This is a genomic window from Portibacter marinus (assembly GCF_021533195.1).
GTDB lineage: Bacteria > Bacteroidota > Bacteroidia > Chitinophagales > Saprospiraceae > Portibacter > Portibacter marinus.
Map to the genome: position 1 here is coordinate 25,532 of NZ_JAJNKB010000013.1, position 26,752 is coordinate 52,283.

Annotated in this window: 19 protein-coding genes and 1 pseudogene; 7 read left to right on the forward strand and 13 right to left on the reverse strand. The window is 40.1% G+C overall.

The annotated features are described in order from the left end of the window. Positions 1-112 precede the first annotated feature (112 nt). From L2567_RS19585 to L2567_RS19610, 6 genes are all read right to left on the reverse strand, one after another. On the reverse strand, positions 113-958 hold the full coding sequence (locus tag L2567_RS19585; RefSeq protein WP_235299554.1) for a fumarylacetoacetate hydrolase family protein: 846 nt from the start codon (positions 956-958) through the stop codon (positions 113-115). Further along, positions 959-2,311: a GntP family permease gene (locus tag L2567_RS19590; RefSeq protein WP_235299555.1), complete on the reverse strand. Its 1,353-nt coding sequence runs from the start codon at positions 2,309-2,311 to the stop codon at positions 959-961. It abuts the gene before it with no gap. A 9-nt stretch (positions 2,312-2,320) separates the two neighbouring features. Then, a complete protein-coding gene (locus L2567_RS19595; protein WP_235299556.1) occupies positions 2,321-4,042 on the reverse strand; it encodes an IlvD/Edd family dehydratase in 1,722 nt (573 codons plus the stop codon). Between the two features lie 1,329 nt (positions 4,043-5,371). Beyond that, a complete protein-coding gene (locus L2567_RS19600) occupies positions 5,372-6,112 on the reverse strand; it encodes a LytR/AlgR family response regulator transcription factor (RefSeq protein ID WP_235299557.1) in 741 nt (246 codons plus the stop codon). Next, the gene (locus tag L2567_RS19605; protein ID WP_235299558.1) at positions 6,085-8,088 is read right to left on the reverse strand and encodes a tetratricopeptide repeat-containing sensor histidine kinase; all 2,004 of its coding nucleotides are present in this window, start codon (positions 8,086-8,088) and stop codon (positions 6,085-6,087) included. The genes L2567_RS19600 and L2567_RS19605 overlap by 28 nt, the downstream gene beginning before the upstream one ends. Positions 8,089-8,288: 200 nt before the next feature. Beyond that, positions 8,289-8,606 (reverse strand): DUF3467 domain-containing protein, encoded by a 318-nt coding sequence (locus tag L2567_RS19610; protein ID WP_235299559.1) that lies wholly within the window; start codon positions 8,604-8,606, stop codon positions 8,289-8,291. A gap of 125 nt (positions 8,607-8,731) precedes the next feature. On the opposite strand from L2567_RS19610, the gene L2567_RS19615 reads away from it, so the two are divergent. Beyond that, a complete protein-coding gene (locus tag L2567_RS19615) occupies positions 8,732-9,349 on the forward strand; it encodes a hypothetical protein (RefSeq protein ID WP_235299560.1) in 618 nt (205 codons plus the stop codon). Continuing rightward, entirely contained in the window at positions 9,288-10,244 is a 957-nt protein-coding gene (locus tag L2567_RS19620) for an alpha/beta hydrolase (RefSeq protein WP_235299561.1), read from the forward strand. Before L2567_RS19615 ends, L2567_RS19620 begins: the two co-directional genes overlap by 62 nt. A 7-nt stretch (positions 10,245-10,251) precedes the next feature. On the opposite strand, the gene L2567_RS19625 is transcribed toward L2567_RS19620, so the two are convergent. The 4 genes from L2567_RS19625 to L2567_RS19640 all read right to left on the reverse strand — a co-directional run bounded on the left by L2567_RS19625 (position 10,252) and on the right by L2567_RS19640 (position 15,419). Continuing rightward, on the reverse strand, positions 10,252-11,853 hold the full coding sequence (locus L2567_RS19625; RefSeq protein WP_235299562.1) for a thiol-activated cytolysin family protein: 1,602 nt from the start codon (positions 11,851-11,853) through the stop codon (positions 10,252-10,254). A gap of 28 nt (positions 11,854-11,881) precedes the next feature. Then, complete coding sequence (locus L2567_RS19630; protein WP_235299563.1) at positions 11,882-12,559, reverse strand: hypothetical protein; 678 nt, start codon at positions 12,557-12,559, stop codon at positions 11,882-11,884. 106 nt (positions 12,560-12,665) lie between these two features. Next, a complete protein-coding gene (locus L2567_RS19635) occupies positions 12,666-14,618 on the reverse strand; it encodes a PAS domain-containing hybrid sensor histidine kinase/response regulator (protein ID WP_235299564.1) in 1,953 nt (650 codons plus the stop codon). Positions 14,619-14,621: 3 nt separating this feature from the next. Continuing rightward, entirely contained in the window at positions 14,622-15,419 is a 798-nt protein-coding gene (locus L2567_RS19640) for an alpha/beta fold hydrolase (RefSeq protein ID WP_235299565.1), read from the reverse strand. 209 nt (positions 15,420-15,628) lie between these two features. Here L2567_RS19640 and L2567_RS19645 point away from each other — a divergent pair, with 209 nt between their 5' ends. The 4 genes and pseudogenes from L2567_RS19645 to L2567_RS19660 all read left to right on the forward strand — a co-directional run. After that, positions 15,629-16,480: a hypothetical protein gene (locus L2567_RS19645; protein ID WP_235299566.1), complete on the forward strand. Its 852-nt coding sequence runs from the start codon at positions 15,629-15,631 to the stop codon at positions 16,478-16,480. A gap of 38 nt (positions 16,481-16,518) precedes the next feature. Beyond that, entirely contained in the window at positions 16,519-16,737 is a 219-nt protein-coding gene (locus L2567_RS19650) for a hypothetical protein (protein ID WP_235299567.1), read from the forward strand. Between the two features lie 57 nt (positions 16,738-16,794). Then, positions 16,795-18,138 (forward strand): M28 family metallopeptidase, encoded by a 1,344-nt coding sequence (locus L2567_RS19655; protein WP_235299568.1) that lies wholly within the window; start codon positions 16,795-16,797, stop codon positions 18,136-18,138. Positions 18,139-18,246: 108 nt separating this feature from the next. Beyond that, positions 18,247-18,711 (forward strand): annotated as a pseudogene (locus tag L2567_RS19660) (GNAT family N-acetyltransferase); the annotation flags it as partial. 1 nt (position 18,712) lies between these two features. Here the strand turns inward: L2567_RS19660 and L2567_RS19665 are convergent. Both L2567_RS19665 and L2567_RS19670 read right to left on the reverse strand, forming a co-directional pair. Then, positions 18,713-19,075, reverse strand: coding sequence for a DUF2200 domain-containing protein (locus L2567_RS19665; RefSeq protein ID WP_235299569.1), 363 nt, complete (start codon positions 19,073-19,075; stop codon positions 18,713-18,715). Positions 19,076-19,129: 54 nt separating this feature from the next. Beyond that, positions 19,130-21,535, reverse strand: coding sequence for a penicillin acylase family protein (locus L2567_RS19670; RefSeq protein WP_235299570.1), 2,406 nt, complete (start codon positions 21,533-21,535; stop codon positions 19,130-19,132). A 136-nt stretch (positions 21,536-21,671) separates the two neighbouring features. On the opposite strand from L2567_RS19670, the gene L2567_RS19675 reads away from it, so the two are divergent. Then, entirely contained in the window at positions 21,672-25,721 is a 4,050-nt protein-coding gene (locus tag L2567_RS19675) for a hybrid sensor histidine kinase/response regulator transcription factor (RefSeq protein ID WP_235299571.1), read from the forward strand. Positions 25,722-26,187: 466 nt separating this feature from the next. Here L2567_RS19675 and L2567_RS19680 read toward each other — a convergent pair whose 3' ends face one another. Further along, positions 26,188-26,733: a hypothetical protein gene (locus L2567_RS19680; protein ID WP_235299572.1), complete on the reverse strand. Its 546-nt coding sequence runs from the start codon at positions 26,731-26,733 to the stop codon at positions 26,188-26,190. Between the last annotated feature and the right edge of the window lie 19 nt (positions 26,734-26,752).

Consider the following 26,752-nt stretch of genomic DNA (forward strand, 5'->3'; position numbering starts at 1 on the left):
TGGATCAATTATTGACCTAAATTAATCCCAAACCAGCCTCTTTAAAAGGTTAAATACCTATTCAAAGCCTCTCAATACCTATTCTGGGTCAGTGAGTGATTATTCTGGACTGCTAATTACTTACTGTATTCATCAAAACACCAATGCCATCGATGGATATATTGATCTCATCACCAATCTCTAGCGTAAAATCCTGTGAAGGTACAATGCCTGTACCCGTCATTAAAAGCACACCAAATGGGAAAGAGCATTCTCTAAACAGATACTCTACCAATTCATGATGCTTTCTTTTCATTTGGTCTATACTGATCTGATCCTCAAAAACCAAAATACTCGATCGCATAATTTGCAACATTATCAGGGACATTGGATTCAAAGCGGTATTGGTCAATAATAAGCATGGACCCAAGGCTGCACTTCCGTCATAAGTTTTCGCTTGTGGCAAGTATAAAGGATTCTCTCCTTCTATACTCCTTGAACTCATATCATTACCTATAGTATAACCTATTATATGTCCATCCTTATTTATGGCCAGGGTCAATTCAGGTTCAGGAACATTCCATGTACTGTCTTTCCTAATACGCACTGCATATCCATGTCCTACGATCCGGTGTTTTGTGGCTTTAAAAAACAATTCTGGCCGTTCTGCATAGTAAACCTTATCATAAAAAGATGCTCCACCTGAAGCTTGAGACTCCTCTTCCCTGCCCTCTTTACTTCTCAAATAGGTCACTCCACTTGCCCATAACTCCTGACTATTTATTGGAGGTTCAATAAAATCTTTATTGAAGTCTTCCCATATTTCATACTGTCCACGGTCAATATGCATAGTGATACGGTTAAATGCATCGTCCTTTGTAAACAAATCGTCCCAGGTCCAATTCTTCACCACCTGAAAACTACCATTGACCTCAACAACTACCAAATCCTGATTTTTAAATAATCGTAATGCTTTCATTTATGTCAATATCACATAGGCAAGAAATAAAAAGAAGGCCGCTGATGTCCCTAAAATCAGTGTCCCTAAGCTAAAGAAACGATATCCTTGATTCACATTCATTCCCGACAATCTGGTCAATACCCAAAAGAAACTATCATTGGCATGCGAAACTACAGCCGATCCCGCACCTATGGCAATCACCACCATCGCTTTCTGCAATCCTGTTTCAAATCCTAGATCTCCCGTGATCGGAGCCAAAATAGCTGCTGCCGTTGTCAATGCCACTGTGGAAGAACCCTGAGCCGTTTTCAAGGAAGCCGCCAGGAAAAAAGGCAACCAAATCCCTAAATCCACTCCTCCTAGAATATCACCCAACATTACCGCTATTCCAGAATCTCGTAAAACCTGGCCAAAAATTCCACCCGCTCCTGTAATTAATAAAATACCTGCAGCACTAACAAGTGCCTTTCCAATCCAACCGGAGGTAGAAAACATTTCGGCTTCCAATCCGCGAGGCAGGGTAAACGAAAGAAACATCCCTATAATTAAAGCAATAAAGGGTTCCCCGAGAAAAAGCAGCAGCCGAATGCCAATATTATAGTTGTCATAATCCTCTGAAAGCGGGGAAAATCCCTGAGTGACCAGTAGTGATCGAACAACTATCAAAATAATAGGCACCACAATGGGCAGACTTGACCAGGCTGCTCCAGGTGCAGTTTTCATCTGTTCCGCTATTTCTGCTTCCGAAATATCGGGAGCAGGATCGATATAGGATTTGCCAACAATTTTCTTTGCAAAAAGCAATCCGACTGCCAGCGCTAGCAAACTAATAGGAATACCTACCAGCATGACCAATCCCAAATCAGCTCCCAATTCATTAGCGGCGTAAATAGGTCCGGGAGTAGGAGGTACCATGGTATGGGCAGCAGTAAGCCCTAGCCCTAATGCAATGGCAGAACCTGACAAAGAGATACCAGCTTTTTTGGACAAGCTTTTATTCAAAGGTGACAACAAGATGAAGCCGCTATCTGCAAAAACGGGTATGGATACGATCCAGCCAATGATCCCCATGGCAGTAGGCACCCTCTTGGGACCAGTAACTTTGATTACTTTGTTAGCCAAGGCATATGCCCCTCCGGACTTCTCCAAAAAGGCTCCAATGATAACACCTAAAATAATGATCATTCCGATCCCACCTAAGGTGTTTCCAAAACCTTTATTTACAGATGCAATGATTTGATTCATAGGCATACCCGCCATAAAACCATAAAGTATAGCTACCAGTAGTAAAGCAACGAAAGGGTGGACCTTAAATCTTACTGTGAGTAAAATGATCAGGAGGACGCTTATTAAAAGAAAAAGAATGGCCATTGTATATAGTTAGTGGTTATCGCCTTTGACTTCACTGCCGCTACCACCCACTAAAATGTCAAAATCTGCTCCTAAATGGGATTGCTGAACATGATCCAGGTAGATGCGAACATAACCTCTTTGAGCAAGTGGTGCTGGAGGTATCCAATTTTTTCTTCGCGCAGCTAATTCTTCCTCACTTACATCCAAATGAAGTCGCCTTGCTTCAACATCCAACTCTATCATGTCTCCATTCTGCACCAGAGCCAGGTTTCCGCCAATCGCAGATTCCGGTGAAATGTGCAACACCACTGTTCCTGCAGCAGTACCGCTCATCCGACCATCGGAAATACGAACCATGTCTTTCACGCCTTGAAGCAATAGTTTTTCAGGTAAATCTACATTTCCCACCTCTGGCATGCCAGGATAACCTTTGGGTCCCACTCCCTTCAGCACAATAACGCAATTCTGATCAATATCCAGATCAGGATCGTCTATCCTTGCGTGATAATCTTCCATACTCTCAAATACTACGGCTCTTCCCCTGTGTTGCATCAATTCCTCGCTGGCTGCTGAGGGTTTAATCACTGCACCATTGGCACACAGGTTTCCTTTCAACACGGCAATCCCCGCTTCCGGTTTCAAAGGCTTAGTTAGTGTCATTATGACACGATCATTATAACATGTGGCTTTCTCGGTATTTTCACTTAATATGTGACCATTCACGGTCATGCATTCCTGATGAAGCAAATCACCAAGCGCTTTGATAACGACCGGTAAACCACCTGCGTAATAGTAGTCTTCCATGAGATATTGACCAGAAGGTTTTAAGTTGACCAACAAGGGCACCTTACTACCCAACCTATCAAAATCATCCAAATTTAACTCTACGCCGATCCTGCCCGCAATAGCCAATAGGTGAACGATCAAGTTGGTCGATCCACCGACAGCGGCATTAACGACAATCGCATTTTCAAAGGCTTTTCTAGTTAGAATTTTACTGAGTTTCAGATCTTCTCGTACCATCTCCACAATCCTCCTGCCTGACAGCCAGGCCATGGTTTTCTTTCGAGCATCTACGGCTGGAATAGCGGATGCACCAGGCATTGTCAGCCCCAGAGCTTCAACCATGGAAGCCATAGTAGATGCTGTCCCCATGGTGTTACAATGTCCCTGACTCCGGGATGCGCAAGCTTCAGCCTCTCTGAAGTCTTCGGATGAAAAAGCTCCCGATTTTTCATTGGCTTTTATGGTCCAGGTAAATGAACCCGATCCCAATTCACCTCCCCTAAATTTGCCATTGAGCATGGGACCACCTGGCACAACGATCGTTGGCAAATCAACACTACAGGCGCCCATCACCGTTGAAGGTGTGGTTTTATCACAACCCGTTAGCAGCACAATGCCATCCAGGGGGTTGGCTCTAATCGACTCTTCTGTATCCATACTTGCGAGATTCCTGAAAAGCATGGTAGTTGGTCGCATAATGGTTTCACCTAGTGACATTACCGGAAATTCTAAAGGAAAACCGCCCGCTTCGTAAACCCCTCTTTTGACCACTTCCGCAAATTCCCTAAGGTGACCATTACATGGTGTCAATTCTGACCAGGTGTTGCAAATGCCGATCACAGGCTTTCCGCGAAACTCGTCATCAGGATAGCCCTGATTTTTCAACCATGAGCGATGGACAAAACCCATTTTATCGTCACTACCGAACCAATCTTCGCTTCTGAGCTTTTTGTGCTTTGCCATACTAATTGTGGATTTGGTATTGAAAATGGGAATTTAAATTTGGATTACCAATTTTTTCTGTAATTCGCCAATCGTTATTGGATTTTCGCCAATTTGTCATTCGCTAATGGCAATAGGCTGTTGCCAGTTAGTGATGAACACTGATAGAAAAGATTTACTTTATCAGCATTGCTCTTTAACGACAATGCTCTTCAAGGGCTAAATTTGGCCTTTGCGCTTGCGAGCCCTTTAAGAGCTTTTCATTTGCCAACTTTCAATATCTTTCATTACTACCACCTTTGCAAGCACTTAAAGGGCACGCCTCCCCTTAAGCTCCGCTGCAGCCCTGTAAGTGCATTTATAACACTGCTCTTCAAGGACTAAATCTAGCCTATGCGCTTGTGAGCCCTTGAAGAGCTTTTAATTTGCCAACTTTCAATATCTTTCATTACTACCACCTTTGCAAGCACTTAAAGGGCACGCCTCCCCTTAAGCTCCGCTGCAGCCCTGTAAGTGCATTTATAACACTGCTCTTCAAGGGCTAAATTTGGCCTGTGCGCTTGCAAGCCCTTGAAGAGCTTTTCATTTGCCAACTTTCAATTTCTTTCATTTACTACCACCTTTGCAAGCACTTAAAGGGCACGCATTTCTCCAAGCTCCGCTGCAGCCCTGTAAGTGCATTTATAACACTGCTCTTCAAGGGCTAAATTTGGCCTATGCGCTTGCACGCCCTTGAAGAGCTTTTCATTTGCCAACTTTCAATTTCTTTCATTACTACCACCTTTGCAAGCACTTACAGGGCACGCATTTCTCCAAGCTCCGCTGCAGCCCTGTAAGTGCATATATAACACTGCTCTTCAAGGGCTAAATTTGGCCTATGCGCTTGCACGCCCTTGAAGAGCTTTTCATTTGCCAACTTTCAATATCTTTCCATTACTACCACCTTTGCAAGCACTTAAAGGGCACGCCTCCCCTTAAGCTCCGCTGCAGCCCTGTAAGTGCATATATAACACTGTTCTTCAAGGGCTAAATCTAGCCTATGCGCTTGCGAGCCCTTAAAGAGCTTTTAATTTGCCAACTTTCAATTTCTTTCATTACTACCACCTTTGCAAGCACTTATAGGGCACGCATTTCTCCAAGCTCCGCTGCAGCCCTGTAAGTGCATATATAACACTGCTCTTCAAGGGCTAAATCTAGCCTTTGCGCTTGCAAGCCCTTAAAGAGCTTTTGATTTGCCAACTTTCAATTTCTTTCATTTACTACCACCTTTGCAAGCACTTATAGGGCACGCATTTCTCCAAGCTCCGCTGCAGCCCTGTAAGTGCATTACTATTTTGGCTATTCCTCACGTTAAAATAAATCCAAAAAATCCTCCTTTTTCGATCTACTTACAGGAATGACAGATCCATCGTCAAGAATGATTTGGCCATTCTTGCCACGAATATATCTACTGACGTAATCCATGTTGATCAGATGGGACTGATGAACTCTAATAAACTTGGAGTGCTCGATAGCCTCCATAATAAATTTAAGCGTCTTGGAAATGAAATGTTGTGTTCCATTATTCATGTAGACTGTGCTGTAGTTGCCACTCGCCTCAGCTCTGATAATATCATCAATCTTTACAAACTGTAAACCATCTAATACAGGAAGAGCCACTTTCTGCACCTGGTCTTTCCCGGAGAGATACTTCATTAGTGACTCCAGCTTGTTGCCCAGTACATCCTGTTTTTCAATGGTTATGGACTTGACTGCTTCCGACAGCTCTTCTCCATCGATGGGTTTCAATAAATAAGCGATGGCATGAACTTTAAAAGCTTCAAGGGCATATTCATCAAAAGCAGTGGTAAAAATAAATTTGAATGGAGGCTTGCTCCAGTGTTTCAAAAGGTCAAAACCCGTACCATCCGTCATTTCTATATCTAAAAAAACAAGTTCCGGGTTCTTGTCCTTAATTTCTTTGATTCCATTGGATACACTTTCTGCCTCACCGATCAAATTGATTTCTGGTGCAAACCATTCTATTTGTTTGCTAAGCGTAGAACGGCAGTGTTCCTCGTCATCTATGATAACTGCTTTAATGCTTTCCATCCTCTAGACTGGATTTTAATAGGGTTCAGAAGAATGGTAACTTCTGTTCCCGTAGGGTCTGATAAATCTCTGTATTTTAATTCTGCGTTAACATTATATATGGAGTTGAGTAGATCTATTCTTTCAGATGTGATCTGCGTTCCGTAAGATTTCCTTCCAATGTCATTTTCACTCTTATCATCTGCTGCTCTGGTTCTGCCTACTCCATTATCTGTCACTACTATAGCCAAACGCCCTTCTCTCTCATTCACTTGAAGGTTGATGATACCGTACCTGTCTAAGTTTTTCATTCCATGCTTGACTGCATTTTCTAAAAATGGCTGAATCAACATAGGAGGAATTAATAAATTTTCAAGATTCAAAGATGTGTCTACCTGGTATTCATAAGTAAACCTGTCTTTAAATCGTATTTTCTCAAGTTCCATATAAAGGTTCACAGCTTTTAACTCTTCTTCTAAGCTGATCAATTCTTTCTTAGAGTGATTTAGTATTGTACGCATTAATCTAGAGAACTTGGTTAGGTAAATAGAAGCGACTTTAGGATCTTCGTGCATCACGTAGTCATTGATCGAATTGAGACTGTTAAATAGAAAGTGAGGATTCATCTGAGAGCGAAGATTATTCATCTCTTTTCTCAAAAGGTCATTGTAATAACGCAATTCGCGCTCTTTAGATTCAGCTTCAGCGTTAGCCATCCTGTTTTTCTGATTTTGATAGGCATAATACCAAAGCAGTGATGTTAACAATAAAATGATCCCGATTCCCAGGTAAAGATTATTTTTGCGCTTGGACTTTAATTCATTAATTTCCTTCTCATAGGCAAGCCTTTCATTAGCACTTTCGACCCGAAAAAGGTCATAAGATTGATCTATACTTTCAGCCTGACTGGCTATTAGTTCGCTATTATCTGAAGTGAGAAGGGATACTTTCTCGGCAAGAACTTCATTCGCAGCTTTATAACTTCCCTCTTTACTATATAAATCGTAGGCTGCATCCAGATATTCCATCTTAATCCTAGCCAAGTTGTTCTCATCAACCAGTTTCTTGACCTCAGTCAAATAATTTTCACTTTGAGAGAACTCTCCCTTGTTTGAATGATAATTGACCAAGCTGAGTAAAGCAGACGATTCGGCGGAAGGATCGCTTCTTTCTTTAGCGACTTCAACTGATTTTATAAGATACTCCTCAGCATCTGCTCTATCTAAAGCCAGTAGAATTTTACCTTTGATGAGATAGATTAAAGGTAATCGAGAAAGATCTCCACGTTCTTCATCTATCTCAAGTGCTTGATCTATATCTAAAAGAGCTTCTTCATTAAGGCCCAACTCCCTCAAAACATCCGCTTTGAGATAATGACACATAGCAAGGCCTCTGGTGTAATTTATCTCTTTACCAAGATCAATGCACTCGTCACAGATCGATAGGGCCTCACTAAATTTTTCACCTCTAAAATTCAATTCAATGACAGCAAGTAAATCAAATAGCAGTCCTCTCAGGTTGCCGTTCTTTCTATCTATATCAGCCGTCTTTTGCAGAAAATAAGTAGCACTATCTATCTGACCCAGTTGCAAGTAAATATTCCCTAAATTGTAATAATGTGTCCCATCCTTTTCAGTATTAATTTTAAGTTTAGATACATAATACTTCTTAATTTGAAGCGCTTTTGCTAGATTTCCCATGACACTGTACACGGAAGAGAGATTACTTGCTCCCCAGTCTGCTAAGATGGTATCTTTAGCTTCTATCGCCTTGTAGAGCATTTGCTCATAATAGAATCTAGAACTATCAGTTTTATTCTTGTAATAAAATACATCTGCCATGACCATATCATGCATGGCACGCTCCAGTACATTACTATTTAAGGTAGCACCCATTTCTCGAGCTTCCTTTACAGATAGTGCTTCATTCGCATACATAATGGCCTCCAGTTGAAGACCAGGTGTATCTCCTTCGAAAGAGAGGTAGATATCAATCATACTTCTTATACTATCTTCCGCTTGAGCGCTGAGAAGATGCACGCAGAAAATGAAATAGCAGGCTGATATCAGCAATAGCCGCTTAAAAACCTTATTCAAATTTTTTAGTTTTATTCCTCCTAAAATAGGAAACTTTCAGGTAAAACCTGTTAACCAATTTCTAAGCTGCTATTTTCGGTTCGTAACCGGGAAATGATATGTTATGCCTGAGCAGTAGGCGTGAAATTCATAGGAGGATAAATCTCCTTCTGTTGAGATTCGCCAATAGGACCAAACTGCTTTTCATATTTTGCGACGTTATCTGCAAGGGCTTTCATGAGCCTTTTAGCATGTTCAGGAGTGATTATGATCCTTGATTTCACTTTAGCTTTAGGAACATTAGGAACCAGTCTGATAAAGTCCACTACAAATTCAGAATGTGAATGGGAAATAATTGCCAGATTAGAGTAGGTGCCTTCTGCAATTTCTTCCGGTAAATCTATGTTGACCTGGTTTCCAGGCTTCTTTTCGTCTGCCATTTTTAATTTAATTTTAATGTAAAACTAAGGTTAATAACCAGAACATTACTATCTATGTTTGCGTTTTGACAAAGATTATGTACAAACCAGGCGTCTTATTCTCTTTAATACTTATCGCGATCCTCTTGAGTGATTGCGCTCCTGCTAGATTTGTTAAACCGCTTGAAAAGGAGGAATGGGCAGTAGGCGTAAATGCAGGTGGCCCATTGATTAACTTTTTCAATACCATCCTACCCATCCCCTTCAGTTCCGTTTATGCAGGATATGGTGTCAATGATAGACTTACAGTCCATGCCGGATTACATACGACAAGCTTGATATTTAAAAACTTGCAAATCGACGCCGGTGGCACCTATCTTTTATCTAATCAGAAAGGTAAGTGGCCGGGAATATCTGTCAATGGCACCTTAAACGGTATCGTTGATTTAAAGCAATTTAATCATCGCCTTTATCCAAGTCTGGCTGGCAACTTCTTCTACGATTACAAATATGGTAGATTTTATGGAGGCATGGAACAGTGGTTGGATTTATATCCCGGGCAAGTTCCTGATGGCTCTCAATACAATCCCTGGGTTCCTGCTTTCTATGTGGGACAGACCATTAAAATTAAAAAATGGGAGGTCAATTTTGAGTATAAAAACCTTGGTCCTTTTTCATGGAATAAAGGTCATGTAGTCCGTTATGCCAGGACTGGAGACCATGGAGCAAATGGATTATATGTCACCCTACAAAAGAGATTTTAAAATGCAAAAAAGTCTGTTTATGCTGCCGCTTATGATCTTTCTGGCTTCTTGTCAGGATCTGGCACCCTTGCTCTTTAACCCGAAAACAGACTTTGAAGAATATCAATGGTCAGCTTATCCCGACAATGCTTTTTTTGACAAGGAGCAGAAATATACAGTTCCATCAGAAGAGTTTCACTACTTTACTTTGGAGTCAGATCACGAGGGACAGGTTGAAACCATTCACGCACTATACCTTGGAGACATCGACCAAATAGATACCGATACGGTCATTGTTTTCAATCATGGCAATTCGGGTAGCATGGACACCTATTATCCCTGGGCTCAATTACTTTATCATGCAGGTGGAAAGTCCCGATACGGTGTCATGATGATGGATTATCGAGGATTTGGCTTATCCACCGGATCCCCTTCTGAATCAGCACTGATGAGTGATGTAGATGCTTGTTTGCAATGGCTAAAAAATCGGGGATTGACTGATGAACGATTGATACTATATGGATATAGCCTTGGTTCTATTCCCAGCGTATACCTCGCTGCTAATCCAAGATCGATGAAGGCTCACAAGTTGATGTTGGAAGCACCCATTGGGAGTATCAATACCATGGCGGCAAATGGTTCTATGCTATCCCTTCCAGCCAGTTTTTATGCTGATCTGGAAACCCATAATATCGAAGAGATAAAAAAAGTTGACCAGGATCTTTTCTGGATCCATGGTCAATCTGATAATTTTCTAAACTACTATACACATGGCGAGCCCATATACAGAAATCATGGGGGAACATATAAGGTAGCCGTCCCTGTTCGGTATGCAGACCACCACAATTGTCCTTTCATGTATGGAGAAGAACGTTATTGCAAGTCTATCCATGAATTTATCAGGCACCAAAACTAAGTACAATTTATTTCGTCGTCCACTCCAGGTGTAGAATCGCTGTGAAAGCCTTGTCTTTAATTTCAATTTGCGAAGGATATGCATTTTCATTTTCTGGCTTAGCTAGCGACTTGAGATATGGACTGAAGTTGAATTGAATTTCACCCATCTTCTGTAGATCTAATAAATCTTGATCAAAGAATTGAACGACATGAGCGCTTCGAAACTGATCTTCAGCCACCGGTATGTTGATATTTAAGGATTTAGGCAGGTCAGATGACTGGACATCCTGCCATTTGTGATCATCAAATTTACCAATCCAGTCCCACTCCCCATTTGTATACCTTTGATAATACTGTATCATATCAGGATTATAGGTCTTTTTTCCTATCACAAGTTGGTCCCATTCACCATTATCCTCATTCAAAGCTGGAAAAGATGTCACTTCTGTTTTCTTAATGACCAGGTGATTGGGTAGCTTCGAACAATCAGGCACTTCATATTCCACAGCTCCTGCAATGGCAAGAAGTGGATAAGTAGCATCACTTAATTGTCTGATTTTATATTGAATAGGGACTCCTAGAGATGGATCGCTGCCACCATCTTTCATCCATTGAAAACAAGACTGAATGGATTCCATACCCAATCCTGAGCCAGCCACCGCTGCAGCCTCTTGTGCATCGCCTCCCAAGATCGCTACCTTAAAAGTTGAATTCGAAAAGAAATTCTTTATGTCCGTACTTATTTCGCCATCCACCTTTGAAAATCCGGATCTGAACTTTGCCTCTATTTCGGCTGAAGTGTTGTATTCCACACCTTCATAAGTAAAGATTCCTATCAACATTCGGCCATATGCTACTTCTGTAATCAAACCAAGTGGACCTTGCGACGATGTGATATCACTGAGCTTATAAGGGTCTATTTCTTCGTGAAAAAGATCTGCAGGTGTTTCCGGATTACCAATGCTGGCCGTGTGATAAATCTGATAAAATTTGACGATGAAAGAGTGTTTTTCAATATTGGATTCAAAATCAAATCGACCTTTGACACTATTGCCCAGATACTTATAATCTAGACCAACATGGACCATACTCTGTTCCAAAGAATAAGCTTCCTTTGCTTCTGCTTTGATATTCGCTGAAAAGGATCCAGCTGCATTTTCCATTTCTTTAATCGCTTTGTCTACATTTCCTCTTTGTGAGGGGTCCCTGACTTCCCGAATGTCACCCAGGTCAGAGGACACCATAATGGGAGCACGCTTAATTCCTCCGATTCCGCTGAGATCATTTTGCTCCATGTAGTCTTTGATTTTGATGATAGATCCGGGATAAAGCGAAGCAGTATTGGTGGCTGCTGCATCGTCAAAGGCATTTAGTGTCAGATTTTCGATCACCACAGTCTCTTTGACTTTTTTCCCGTTGCAAAGGAACTTGTGTCCGTTATTAGCGACATCTTCATTGTAACCTCGGTCTGTCTCCTCATAGTGAGATTCGGGACGAGGAACGATGTCGTCAGGATTAAAAATACTTTCGATGGCTTCTTTGTTGAGTTCCTTAACGGTTTCAATTCCTTGCTTTTGACAAGCGGCCAAGAAGATGAAGATTGAAATTGGAAATACAATATTTTTCATATCTATAAATTTTAGGTCAATGTTATGATTAGAAGGATAATGATCTTTTATGCTTTGATTTAAATCTCGGACATCTGATTTTATGGTTTGGACGCTGATACAGCCGAATACCTACTCTCACAGAGAATAAATGCAAATTGTTGAATATTTGGAGCGTATGGCCTTCTGGATTCGGAATTTGAAATCCTCCAGGTAGGTAGTCGTAGTGCAATCCCAGAATCAAATTACGTCTGCCTGCGCGGATTCCCGCAGACAGTTTATATGTCGTACTGGAGGATTGATGTTGTGAAAGTATTTGAGGCGTAGTAGATTCCTGTAATTCAAATTGAGTAAATTCATTTTTACGCCACATTAAGCCTACCCCAACATATGGGTCTAAACCGAGGGGGATAAGGTAAGTCAAGTGATTAAGGTTGTACCTAAGCCCAATTTCCTGATAACGATCAACAATACTGTTGTTGCGATAATCAAAGCGCATGGATGAAGGATATACATATTCCAGATATACCGGAATTGATCTGTGACCAACACTTAAGGCACCATGGTAGGACAAGCTCTGTTTTTTAAATAAAGCTTGTTGATAATAATGAAAAAAAGAAAATCCGAGGTCAGCTTGAATATAGAAGGTCTTCTTACTAATCGGATCGGTAGCCTGGAGATTTGTCAGACATCCAAAAAGAAGTAAAAGGAATAAAAATGATTTCATCGATCTTGATTTTTATGATTTCTGACATCATATAGCAAGACCTTTGAAAAGGTTACCTATGGTTCATGGCTGAGCTGAGTAGGTCTATGAAAAAGCTAAAGGATACTCAATCGCTTAGCTGATGCCGTATCCAGTGCGCAGTATCCTGGTACACGGCGATCAGTTTTATCAGTTCATTGTGGAAGTCATCTGAATCATACAGTAAATCTTTCATTTCATCTATCATTGATTGAATAGAATTCATTTCCAGAAATCGCAGAATGGTAGTGGATTTATGCGTTGCTTTCTTATAGATTTCGATCGAATTATTTTCGAGAACTTCTTCAAGGTCTTCTATAATGTCATCCAGGTCCCTGGCTGCGAGGGTAAGGTATTCAGAGATCGCCTCCTTGTCGTTATCAAAAAAAGACTTCAATGAACTTAAACTAGGTACATCCGTCAGATTTTCAAAGGGCGTCCATTGAGGCACTGATTGAACGACCTGGTTTATCTCTGAAGTAAGCAATGAAATTTGCTCATATAATTTTGACATAGCAATGGGCTTGCTGAGAACGTTGTTCATTCCTACCTGCCTTGCTTTCACAATGATATCCTGGGATTCATAAGCAGAAAAACCGATAATCGGTACTTGTGCTTTTTTCGGATCATCTAATGTCCTAATGGCCTGGGTGGCATCAAAACCACTCATACCTGGCATATTAATGTCCATTAATATCAGGTCAAAATCCTCCGTTTGAAGGTAATCCAATGCCTCCTCCCCACTATTAGCTCCGTAAAAATTAGCATTACACATTCGACAAAAATGTTTTATAATCAGTAAGTTAGATGGCTGATCATCTACATTTAAGATTCTCAAGTGTGAAAGATCCATTCCTGAGAAAGTCTTCGAATGCTCATTTTGACAAACTGTAATTTCGTGCCCTTTATCTACACTGAGTTCAAACCAAAATGTGGAGCCCTGACCTTTGGTACTTTCTATTTGCAGATTACTTCCAAGCACTTCCAGTAACCGATTGGTTATAGATAAGCCCAAACCACTGCCACCATAAAGACTATAAATCTCTGAATTGGCCTGTGTAAATGGATCTTTTACTTTCTGTACTTCACTTTCACTCATTCCTATACCCGTATCTCTAATCTCTATCCGCAAGTGAATTTGATCACTAGTTTCTCCTTGAACTTTAACAAAGATCGTGATGGTTCCATTCTTGGTAAATTTGATCGCATTCCCAATAAGGTTGGTAAGGATCTGATTAATCTTGACCTCGTCACTGACCAACTCTGTTTTCAAGTTTGGGTCAATCTCTGATGTAAGCATAACTTGATTGATCTTTGCCAATGGTCTATAGATTTTGACCAGTTGTTCTAACAAATCACTCATGTTAAATGATTTAGAAACAGGTGCCATGACTTTAGCCTCTAGCTTACTCAAATCCAGTACGGAATTTATCAGTTTCAAGAGATGGTCTCCTGCTGAATGAATGACGTCCAATAACTCTTTCTGTTCTCCCTGAGGCTCAAAATGATCTAATATTTTACTCGCATTAATGATGGCATGGATTGGTGTTCGGATTTCGTGTGACATCGTTGCCAGAAAATTGGACTTCGAATGTGCAGCTTCTTCACTAGCTTTTTTGGCTTTAAGCAATTCTTTTTCATACGTAATCCTCTCAGAGAAAGGCATTATAATCAGCTGAATTTGAGAGACTTTATCTAATTCACCCTTAACAACTTTGGAATTGATTAAGGTTTCTTTGAGGCCTCCATCTTTTCTCCTTAAAGAATAATTGACTTCATTGACCTCTCCTTGTAAACGAAGTTTCATCAAATGCTGAGTTTCATAAAAAAGCCTGTGACCAATGGGTAGAAAATCTTGAAATTTTTTTTGGTCCTCAATTTCCGATCGTTCATATTGCATCCAACTCAAAAAAGTATCATTGGCATAAACGATATCGCCTCTTGAGCTTAATAACAAGTAACCACAAGGAGCATCTCGTAGGAGTTTCAGCCAATCATCGGAAGTTTTTGGTGTGCTATGGTCTATATGGGTTTTATTCATAAACTATAGTTCCAGAAAGTCCGTGATAGCTGCTATCGTTTCCTCAGGGGCACTCATATGCGGACAATGACCGGTTGCATCCAAAACCGTGTAAGAGTTGGAAGGAATTTTTTCTTTGAGATACTCTCCAACTGTTTCAGGGGCAATGATGTCTTCCTGACATTGTAAAATAAGACAGTCAGCTTTGATGCGGTGGAGGTCTGCTCTGTTATCAGATAAGAACGTAACTTTTGCAAATTCCTGAGCAATCTCAGGATCGGTCTTACAGAAACTTTCTTTAAGCTCATTACCCAGTTCAGGTTTATCAGCATTTCCCATAATTACCGGTGCAAGAGAGGATGACCAGCCCAAATAATTGATATCCATTGCTTCCAACAACTCCTCAATGTCTTTTTGATCAAATCCTCCGTGGTAATTCTCATCATTGATATAACACGGGGACGGACCAATCATAACCAGCTTTTCGATCAAACCAGGCTGATGTATATCCACTAATGCACCGATCATTGCACTAACAGAATGCCCAACGAAAATGATATCATTAAGATTTAAGAACTCACAAAGGTCGATAATGTCCTGTGCGTGTCCAGTCAGCGTATCATATTTCTGCTTGTTGTAATATCTGGCATCAGATCCCCCGGCTCCAACCAAATCAAGTAGAACAACTTTATAATCATTTTCAAATGAAGGAGCTACAAATCTCCACATGTTTTGATCACAACCAAATCCATGAACAAAAATCATGGCTTGATCACCATTTCCTGTAATCTTTACGTTATTCTTATGTAGTAGTGTGCTCATATTACGACTAGTTCATTAAAAGTACCCTTGTGCATTTAAATCCCCAAATTTATTTGAAAATCAACATGTTTTATCAGCAATATTAAAATTTAAATGAAATTTTTGTGAATTTATTTCCACAAATTTATCATCTCAAAACTTACATTGACATACGAATGCATCTTTATGATACTCGAAAACGTTCAATTTTATATCTAAACTACAATAAAATGAAATCCAATCAACGTAGAGACGCCCTTAAATTGACCACTTTAGGAATAATTGGTTTGATTTTACCGGACGCCGCAAAGTTAAGTTATAAGCAGAACGATACTTTTTATCCTTTCAGTAAGCCTATATCCCGTCATTTTCCAAACATAGACCCCGAAGTGATTTCACAGGTAGTCGGCAAATCTCACGCTGATCTGGACACCGTCATGAAAATGGTAAACAAGAGACCTGAGCTGGCAAGATCTGTTTGGGAGTGGCGCTTTGGAGACTTTGAATCGGCAATTGGTGCAGCATCGCATGTCGGCAGAAGAGATATCGTTCAATTTCTGATAAGCAAAGATGCCAGGCCTACAATTTTCACCTTTGCCATGATGGGTAATTTCCAGGCCTTACAAAGCATCATCCAAAATTACCCGGGAATGCAGAAGACAATGGGACCCCATGGTATTAGCCTGCTTGACCATGCCTATGCCGGTGAACGTATGAAAGATAATATGGATAAAGTTGACCTCCTAAGCTTAGAAAAAACCATTGCTTATCTACAGGAACTTGGAGATGCCGGTGGGCTTGACTATCTCGATGTCAGTGAAGATGAATCCGATCAATTCTTAGGTGACTATTACTATGGTAGCGAAGGAGTTGAAGGCTTTACAGTGCAGTTGAATATGCGGAAAATGTTATCGTTAGCCCCGATTGGAGGGTTTGGAGGGGCAATTTACAAGACAGCAGATCATACCTTTATTTATAACGGTGCCCCATCTGTGCAGATCAGGTTTAATTCGGAAAATAACCAAATCAGTTCACTCACGGTGACGACTCCAGAGGAAAGTATAGTGGCTGTAAGATCCTGAAAATTTGTTAACTTCATTATTCATCTAAAATGATTTTAATGAATCGAATAGCGATCTTATTCTCCTTTGCAGTATTGATATCTTGTCAGCAAGAAAACATTGACCAAAAAATATCTCAAGACACCATTGCACGGCATATGGCAGCGCTTGCCTCAGACGAATTCCAAGGCCGCATGCCTTGTTCTGAGGGTGAGGAGAAAACAATCGCATATCTGGTCGAAGAAATGAAAGCCCTGGGACTTCAGCCTGGAAACTGAGATCTTTACACCCAAACAGTGCCGCTGATCGAAATCGAGACAGAGATATTAGGCGAGATGAGAATTCAAACGAAATCGGGCGAGCTCAACCTACAGCCTCGTAAAGATTTTGTCGTTCACACAGAAAGAGGTGCTGGCCAATATAGCTTGAATAATTCCGACCTGGTCTTCTGTGGCTTTGGCATTGTCTCCGAAAAAGACAACTGGAATGATTATGCTGGTATGGACATGGAGGGTAAGACTGCAGTTGTTTTGGTCAACGATCCAGGATTTGGTGGTGAGGACTCTACTTTCTTTAAGGGAAATACCATGACTTTTGGTGGTCGGTGGGACAACAAGTATGACTTTATTGATGAGTTAGGGGCTGATGGTCTTTTGATCATTCATCAAACGTCGATGGCTGGTTACCCCTGGTTTGTCATTCAAAGTTCCTGGACCGGACCAAAGCAGGGTTTGGCTGACATGAATCGAGAAAACGATACGGCTATTAAAGGTTGGATCACCATCGATGCCGCCCAGGAATTATTCAAAATGTCAGGTCAGGATTTTACTGCGATGATCAATGCTGCCAGAACTCCGGGTTTTAAGCCTATTCCACTTGAGGCTAAGGTGTCTGTTCAGATAGAGGCTGAAAGCAATATTTGTGAATCTCAAAATGTGATAGGCATTCTTCCCGGTCAGCAAAATCCCGAAGAATATCTACTATACACGGCGCATTGGGATCATATAGGAGTAGGTGAGCCTATCGATGGTGACAGTATTTATAATGGAGCATTAGACAATGCAAGTGGCACCTCTACAGTCCTTGCTATTGCCGAGATGTTTGCTACTGCAGAACAAAAGCCCGATCGATCAGTGGCATTCCTACTTGTGACCGCTGAAGAGCAAGGTCTGCTTGGCTCAGAGTATTATGCTGAAAAACCAACGATACCGAATGATCAGATTGTAGCCAATCTGAATATGGACGGCGTAAATCCGGCAGGAGAGATGAAAGATTTGAGTATTACCGGAATGGGATATTCTACTATGGATGACATTGCAGCAGAGGAGGCTAAAAAGCAAGGCCGATATACCATTCCAGAACAGGAACCGGAGAAAGGCTACTTCTACCGATCAGACCAGTTTAATTTTGCAAAGAAAGGCATCCCGGTACTCTATGCCGGCGGCACTTATGATCACAAAGAAAAAGGAAAAGCATATGCTAAGGAATTCACAGATACATACATAGCCAAAAGGTATCATGCGCCCGCGGATAATTTTGACCCGGAGGATTGGAATTTTGGTGGTATGCTGCAGGATGGTCAACTTTACTTCAATGTAGGCTGGCACCTGGCTAATTCAGATGTATGGCCAGAATGGAAACCGGACAGTGAGTTTGGCAGACCTGTGCTTAAAAAATGATTCAATCTTACGCCATTAACCATGATTTCGATGAAATTCAAATTTGCAAACCGATTTCCAAGGTTAGAGACCAATAGGTTGATCTTGCGTTAATTAACCTCAGATGATGCCGTTTTTATACATTTTCTAAGGAATGATCCAAGGGTCAATGCTTATGTTGAAAGACCCAGAACTGAAAATGTAGATCATGCCATTTCATTCATACGGGATCGGGATCAGGACTTTTTTTACAAGAAGTCCATTTTCTGGGGAATGGAATTAAAAACCACTGGATTTTTAGTAGGAACCATTACGCTTTGGCATCTAGACTTTAACCAAAACCAGGGAGAAATCGGTTATGATTTACATCCAGATTTTCAAAAAAGGGGATTAATGTCAGAAGCCATTGATGAGGTTCTGAAGTTTGGATTTCACATGTTGGATTTAAAAACGATTATTGGCGTTTGCTCACCCAAAAACATAGCTACTGTAAACCTTCTGGAGAAGATGGGTTTTCAATCGATAGCAGAAAGTGAATTGTCTGAACTTGATCAGGAAGCGGGTTTGATATGCTTCAAGAAGGTAATCGAATAACCTATTTTCTTAGAATTTTCTCCATCTTTCTACCTTTCGCAAGTTCATCCACCAGTTTGTCTAAGTACCTGGTTTTTCTTGTGAGGTCATTGTCAATCTCTTCGATTCTATAACCACAGATAACTCCTTTAATTTGATCTGCATTTTCATTTAGTTGAGCCTTTTCAAAAAATTGCTTAAAAGTGACCTCCTCATGGATCAGCTCCTCTATCTTTTGATCAGAGTAACCTGTGAGCCAATGAATCACCTCATGCAGCTCTGCTTTGGTTCTACCTTTCTTCTCGACTTTCGTCACGTAATGCGGATATACTGAAGAGAACTTCATCTTCGCAATTCTCTCATTGTGTTCAGGAGTGACTTTCATGTTTGCGGTTTTACTTTAAATATAATGATATCTTGAATTTAATATAATGAGGCACTATTTTGAATTCAGAAGAATTTTTTTCGCGGTGGCACCTACTACCTTTTCTCTGCTGTAAAATAAAGGATAATACCTGTCAGATGCCCAGTCCTCGAAAAGATTATCATAAAATGCTGAATCAGGATTACCAGACTGACCTGGGCTATTCATAAATAACGAACCATCCCAATTCCCTGTATCAATAATCACTTTGAAAGACGCACCACTGGATTGATTTAAATTATTGCCTGTACTCCCTACGGTATATCCATTTCCACCTCTGATGTGAGGCCCCACATTTAGCTTTTCAGCGATGGAATCACTCACCAATTGACCTAAGGCATGCTCCAGGAATATGTGTTTATTTTCAAGTTGTCCATATTGCCATTGACTTGTATCATCCCCCAACCTATCTTTCAAGTTTTCGGAAGTTTCCCGAAGTGTAGAACGTAAAAAGGCATCTCTTCCCGCTATGATATTTTCACCAAATCGCCCATCAGGAAAGGTGAGTAAGTCAATTAATCTGCTCATTTGCACACTGTATATATCTCTGATCGCGACGGGTACGAAACTGCGTTCAAATTCCTGCTTCAAAACGGATTCCCACTCTACATATATGGCAGCCGACACCGACTCCGGATTCAGTTCGAAATCCTCCCAATTTAATAGTTTCTCCATGATATACTTAACTTCGGGTGAATTTGACTTCACACCTCGTAACAATGGAATAAGCTGGGTGGCAGGAATCGATTTATAGTCCGTTTGCAATCGAGCCATATCCATCATTGAAAACTTGCCACCTTGAGACAAAACCTCATGAATCCGGTCTCCCCTGAAACGATCAGCCCAGGAATAACCAATTGCATCCCATTCAGTATAAGTTGATGGAGTGACATTTTCATTAGCAGTAATGAAAAAACCACTTTCAGGATTATAAATATTAGGCTTTTCGATAATGGGCAGATAGCCGTCCCATTCAAATCTGCCGTCACCTGGAACGGGGACCATCCCACTAAAGTTTCTTCTTAAAGGCGCGATGCCCACCGACTGCCATCCGATGTTTCCAGACCTGTCAGCCCAAATCATATTCTCCCCTGGAATATTTGAATAATTGCAGGCTTCTCTGAATTCCTCAAAATTCTGGGATTGATTCATTCTCAAGCTGGCTAAATAAGGAGCACCACCTACTTCCATCCACCCACATTTCACTGCAAATGCTACATTTTCAGGTTCAATGGAATAGACAACAGGTCCATGGATCGAATATTTCAGAACAGCCCGATAATCTTGAGCTCCTTTTACCGGGATCATAGTCACTATAGAATCAAAATCGACCCACTCCTCATTGTGCCAATATTGATTTTGGTCAGATGGATTTAACTCATAAACGTACAAGTCTTCTGCATCAGTTCTGAAAACGGTCAATCCCCAAGCACCAACTCCATTATGCCCGATGGAAATTCCCGGTATTTCAGGTTCTCCCCCTCCTATGACATTCCAGCCAGGACCGACCAGGTGACACATATATCTCAATGAAGGAACAGACTGCCTTCGATGCGGATCATTGGCCATTATTGGAAATCCGCTCACAGTATGTTCGCCTGTAATGACCCAATTGTTAGAACCAATGCTATAATCTGACTGGTCATTTTGAAATTCATTGAATGGTCTCTTATTTTCAGGAATCTCGTTGACCGCTGAAACCAGGTTTTCTTTTCTGAAAGCAACAGGTTTTCGATATGCATTATACAATTCAAGAATATCGTGGTCTAACCACTCTTTTTTTATCGTAGAATCCAATGCCAGTTTAGGTTCTTTAGGATGAAAAAAGTTCAAATCAAGTGTCTTGTCAACACCGACAGCAGCAACTTGTCTTGCAACATCTAATTCATCATCGATGTTTCCAAGTAGTCCCTGGTGGCGAGAAATGACCACCTCAGGTGTCCACTTTACTGGCTGAATGCCTAGGAGCTTAAATTCAAGTGGCAGTTCTTCTGGCTTCTTATTGGCCAGGTCAATATAGGCATTTACACCATCTACAAAAGCTGTGATGATGGATTTTCCTCTTGGATGATAGTGGTTCATTTCGTCATCCATATTACCCCTGAATTTAAATAATCTGGTTCCAATGTCCCTTTGCAATTCTTCTGGACCCAGTATTTCTGCAACTGTTCCTTCAGCCTGCCTGCGCCATATTTCAAATTGGAATAAACGGTCTCTTGCGGCATTCCAGCCTTGCGTGAAAAATAAATCGTGTTCTGTTTGTGCATAAATATGAGCGATGCCCCACTCGTCTACTAAAATCTCTACCTCTTTGTCAAGTTGATCGAGTGTTAAGCGCTCAGGAATGATCTGCGCATCAATAGATTCAGCAAAAAAGCATAGGAGACAAAGGATAAACCCTGTCGATTTGAAGTGCAACATAACGAGTAAGTCTTTTTAGTAGAAGTAATCTATGAAGTAAAATACAAATTATTTAACATCCATTAAGACTCTTCATTTAAACAAATCAATGGTTTTGCTTAATTTGGTAAGCACATAACGCCCAACCACCTTTTGTATGAGAAGTAATTTGCTTATAATTTTAAACTTCTTCCTGTTAATCACGACTGGATTAAGTCAAGCAAACATAGAGCGCGTCTTTTACCCTTCTGCTCAACAACTTTATGGGATTGAAAATGGCCTTCCTGATCGATGTGTGTTTTATTCTTTTGTTGACAGCCTTGGAAAGTTGATGGTTATTCCATGCTTTCATGCCCAGATATCCTACGATGTTTCATTCTATCAGCTAGATGGCTTTAAGCCGCTGCAAAAAAATATTATAGATTCAGGATTAGATGATTTTTCCTATCTACATCCCATAGGGTTTAATAATAATATAAACTATGGATACCTGTTCAAAAGAACACAGGAAATGGCAAGAGAAAATTATGCATTTTATGAGTTCAATCCAATCTCAGGACAATTCGATCACTACAATCTTCCGACGCTTGAAGGAAAAAAACTGAGAATAGGCAGTGCCATCAAAAATGATAAAGGTTATGATCTTCTTTGTCATACAGATCAGGATATGGTCATCGTTAATTTTGAATCAGGACGAATGCGGATCCTGGGTAGTTTTAAAGTTCTCAAAAAAATACCATCGGCAACACGTAATTATCCATTTTTAAAAGTCAAAGACTTTTATTATGCATCGGATCTTTATAATCTATATCGCTTTGATCCGATACAGCAAACCGTCGAAAAGATCTTCACTATTGATAAAGATGTCAGGGATCCTCATTTAGTAATAACACGATTTATTGAAACATTAGAGGGTGAACAATTTATCTACCTCTCAAAAGTTGATCAAGTTTTCAAACTAAATAGGAAATCAGGGCAGTTCGAAGACTTTCGATACTCTGTTCCTAAGGCATATAAAGGGAACATCAAAAAGATGGGATTATTTCTAGATGAACTATCCAATATCTTACTAATATTTGAATATTTCGATGGCTCTAAAAAAGGTTTGATACGAAGTCAGTTAGGACAATATTCTGATTACTCTGCAGTTATTCAAAGTTTCGATGATATCGGCTGGGAATATGGTATTGACCTAAACTACTACAGTACCGACTTTACCAAGCAAGTGGTTAAAGCTGCATATAACTTTCAAATTGTAGATGTTACTTCTAACGAAGGCATCCAGAAAATTGAATCTTCGGCAATGAGAGGCATCCATCATTTAGTGAACGAGCATTACTACTTGGGTGGCAGTCGTATTCTGGAAATCGATTCTACAGGTTTACAAATTCAAAACGGGGTTTTAGACTGCAAAGATGAATATATGTATGACGGTGTTATCGAAAAAGATAATGGAGGACGAATCATTGAACCCAGGCTGAACCGATTGTATAAGATAGATCCGATCACTTTAGAGTGCTCTGAGTTTAATTTCGGAAGGAACATCCTACGATATAAAATCATTCCAGACAGTGACGAATATATTATTGTATCTAACAGAAAGCTCTACACCTGGAATACGGAGACCAATCAGCAAAGACTATTATCTGATTCAGATGTCCCAGGTTATGTGAACCAAATTTTCCTCTTTGAAGAGGAGGTATATCTGGTGACCAGCATTGGGCTGTATCAATTAGATCGAATGAAGAATAAGGATTTTAAGTTGGTTCATCCCTCCTTAAGAGTTCCCATCAACATGATGACCTCTGATGATCAAGGTCGCTTTTGGTTAGGCACTTTTGCTGAAGGTGTATGGATATTCGATCCCAGGACTGAAGATCTGATGATAGTAGATGAGAGCAAGGGTTTAAGTGACAATACCGTTGCAGTGCTGGAAAAAGACAACGAAGGTGATTTATGGATCGGCACCTTTAATGGCATTACCATCATCGATCAAAATTTAAACATCATTGGTCACGTCTACGAAGCTGACGGTCTTGTCAATAATGAATGCAACAGGTGGTCTATTTTTAAGAATCAGGATGGCCTCTTGTTTTTTGGAAGTGTTGCCGGAATCAGCATCATCGATCCTATCCAATACAAGCAAAAGATCAATGAAGATGATCCAGTAAAGATTTATCTCACCAGTCTCAGCTTTGGTGATTCTACCATTGTAGAAGGAACGATGTCTATCGTATCTAATCTGGACAAAGGCATATATCTGCCAGCAGCGAACAGAAACCTTAAAGTTTCTTATGGATTATCTAGGTACACAAATCCTACTTCTTCAAGTTTTGCTTATAGGTTGGAGACTGTCAGCGATCAATGGAACTTCATAGGTAATATCCATGAACTTTCCCTGGTGGATTTACCCCGTGGATCATACAACTTGCTTATAAAAGGATCAGATTACAGAGGAGTGCCTACTATCAATACGATCAGGGTACCATTAATAGTGGGCAGTTATTTCTATCAGACGTGGTGGTTTGTTCTGATTTGTGTATTCCTTGTAACAACGCTGTTGATCGCATGGTCAATCAGGCAAAAGCGTTTGCGACAACTTCTGGAACAAGAAGTAGATAAAAGAACTTACACCATTCAGAAACAGACAGAGGAATTAGAAGAATTAGATAGATTGAAATCTAAGCTATATACTAATATTACACATGAGTTTCGCACACCACTTACCATTATCGACGGATTATCTAAGCAGCTTGATAGCGATTCCAAAATATCTGAAATGATCAGGAGGAATACACAAAGTTTACTTTCTCTGGTTAATCAAATGCTAGATCTCAGGAAGTTGGAGTCTGGAAAGATGCTTCATAATCCCATTCAGTCCGACCTTTCATACTATCTAAGGTACATTGGGGAGTCATTTGAACCCATTGCGAATTCTAATGAAGTAGAGTTGCTCTACGAAGTCCCTGAAGATGAATTGATTTGCGATTTTGACCCAGATCAAGTTCTCAAAATCATATCCAATCTTGTATATAATGCAATTAAGAATACACTCAAAGGTGGCTATGTAAAAATTGGCCTAAAGGAAGACAAAGCGGTTTTGCAAATTATGGTGAAAGACAATGGTGTAGGTATACCAAAGGAGAACTTGACCAATATATTCAATCGTTATTACCAAATTGGGAATGCCAATAGCCAGGCAGGGATAGGAACTGGAATAGGTTTGACGATTGTTAAGGAATTGGTTGCATTAATGAATGGACAAATGCATGTCGCCAGTGAAGAAGGTTATGGTACAACATTTATTATTAAGTTACCAAAATCAAACCAAGCTGAATTTAAGACTAAACTGGATTTCAGTTCAATCCATCAATGGTCTGCTTCCTTTCCTATTAACGGAAAACAAGAAAAGGAACAGATTGACCTCAACAACCAGAGCAAAGATAAACCAACAGTACTCATTGTAGAAGATAATGCAGATGTCATGCATTATCTAATATTATGCCTTAATGAAAACTACTATATCTTAAAGGCTCACAACGGTGAAGAAGGACGATCAATTGCGCTTCAGACGATGCCTACCATCATTATTTCAGACATTATGATGCCTGTAATGGACGGCTATGAATTTTGCCGTCAGTTAAAAAGTGATATAAGAACCAGCCACATTCCTATCATCATGCTCACAGCGAAGGCAGATCAAGAATCTAAGTTAGATGGTTTGAAGCTCGGAGCAGATGGCTACATGATGAAACCATTTGACAAAGAAGAACTATTACTTCGAATTTCAAATCTTCTCACAATGAGAAAAGCTCTTCAAGAAAGATACAATAAATTAGAAAATATCAATGACGCAGTAAGTCTACCTAACAGAGAAGACCAATTTATTCTTCATTTCAGAAGTGTAGTTCAAAAGAATATCGATAGCGAAAACTTCGGAATCCAAGAAATGTGTCGTGCTATGGGTATGGGTCGAACGCACTTGCATGAGAAAATCAAGACCTTAACTGGAAAAACCCCAATCCAATACCAAAAAATGATCAAGATGCACGAGGCCACTATTCTCCTCAATCATTCGAAAGCTAACATATCGGAAATAGCTTATCAGTTGGGATTTAAAGATCCCAAATACTTTTCTAAAGTGTTTAAAGAAGAATATGGAACAAGTCCAAGCAACTATCATCAATCCTCAAGTTCCGATAATTAATGGTCTCTGAATAATTTTACACCTTTCGAGTATAATAACCCACTACAAAACCGGACTAATAAAACATTTTTATCTGCATCTAAAATAATACTTATAAAATGCTCAAGACCCTTGAATTCAAATTGAAAAATTTACAGAAGCTTAGGTTTGAACCAACACTCTAGAAGCCATTTACTTCACTCGAAAAATTTACTGTAGCTACAGGAGAGGGCACCCATATTTTTTCTTTCAAAGAAGTCTCCTTGTGTACAGCACACAGGTTTTACACGCAGACTTATTTTATTAAGAAACTTTTCTACCCTATCAAGTTTTTATAATTGTACAATTACGCAGTGCGAATGTCTTGTTCCGGTTGCTCTCAATGATTTGCTTTTGAGATAGTATTAAAATTTTCATGGAGGATTTATGCAGAGAATCTTATCTGCTGATGAAGTGAATTAAATGGATAAACGCTTGATGAACTGGATCAACTTCTGTCGCCTTTGATCGGAATTTTTAAGTCCTGAGCATTAAATTGGGTCTGTTCTTCCATCACACCCACTAAAGTCTTAAATCCAACCAGGTGCTGGTGTAAACAGAATTTTTGCTGACCACAGATTATATTCAATTTGCCAGAAAATCGATTGTATTGTATTTGATCAATTTCTGACCACTTGATCATGTTATCTTCACCTAACCAATCCGTAATGTGTAGTTCATGATCATCAAAATGTACTTTGTGATTCACATAGTAAAGTAGGATGGGTGCGCCTATCGTACCAAATAAAATAAGAATTAAACCTGTCAGTTCAAACATCGCACGATCATTTGAATAAATAGCTATCGCCAGGAAAACGATCATGATAGCGAGCGAGGCGTATCCTAAGACCTGGTAAGTTCTATTCATTCTCAAATGATACTTACCATCATCATCCGGTTCTACCACTTGTCGGGATTTTAAATGGATGTACCAGACTGGTAAACCAGCAAACAAACCTATTAGTACGAAACTTAGTAATTCTTCCCATCCCATAATATATGAAAATACTATA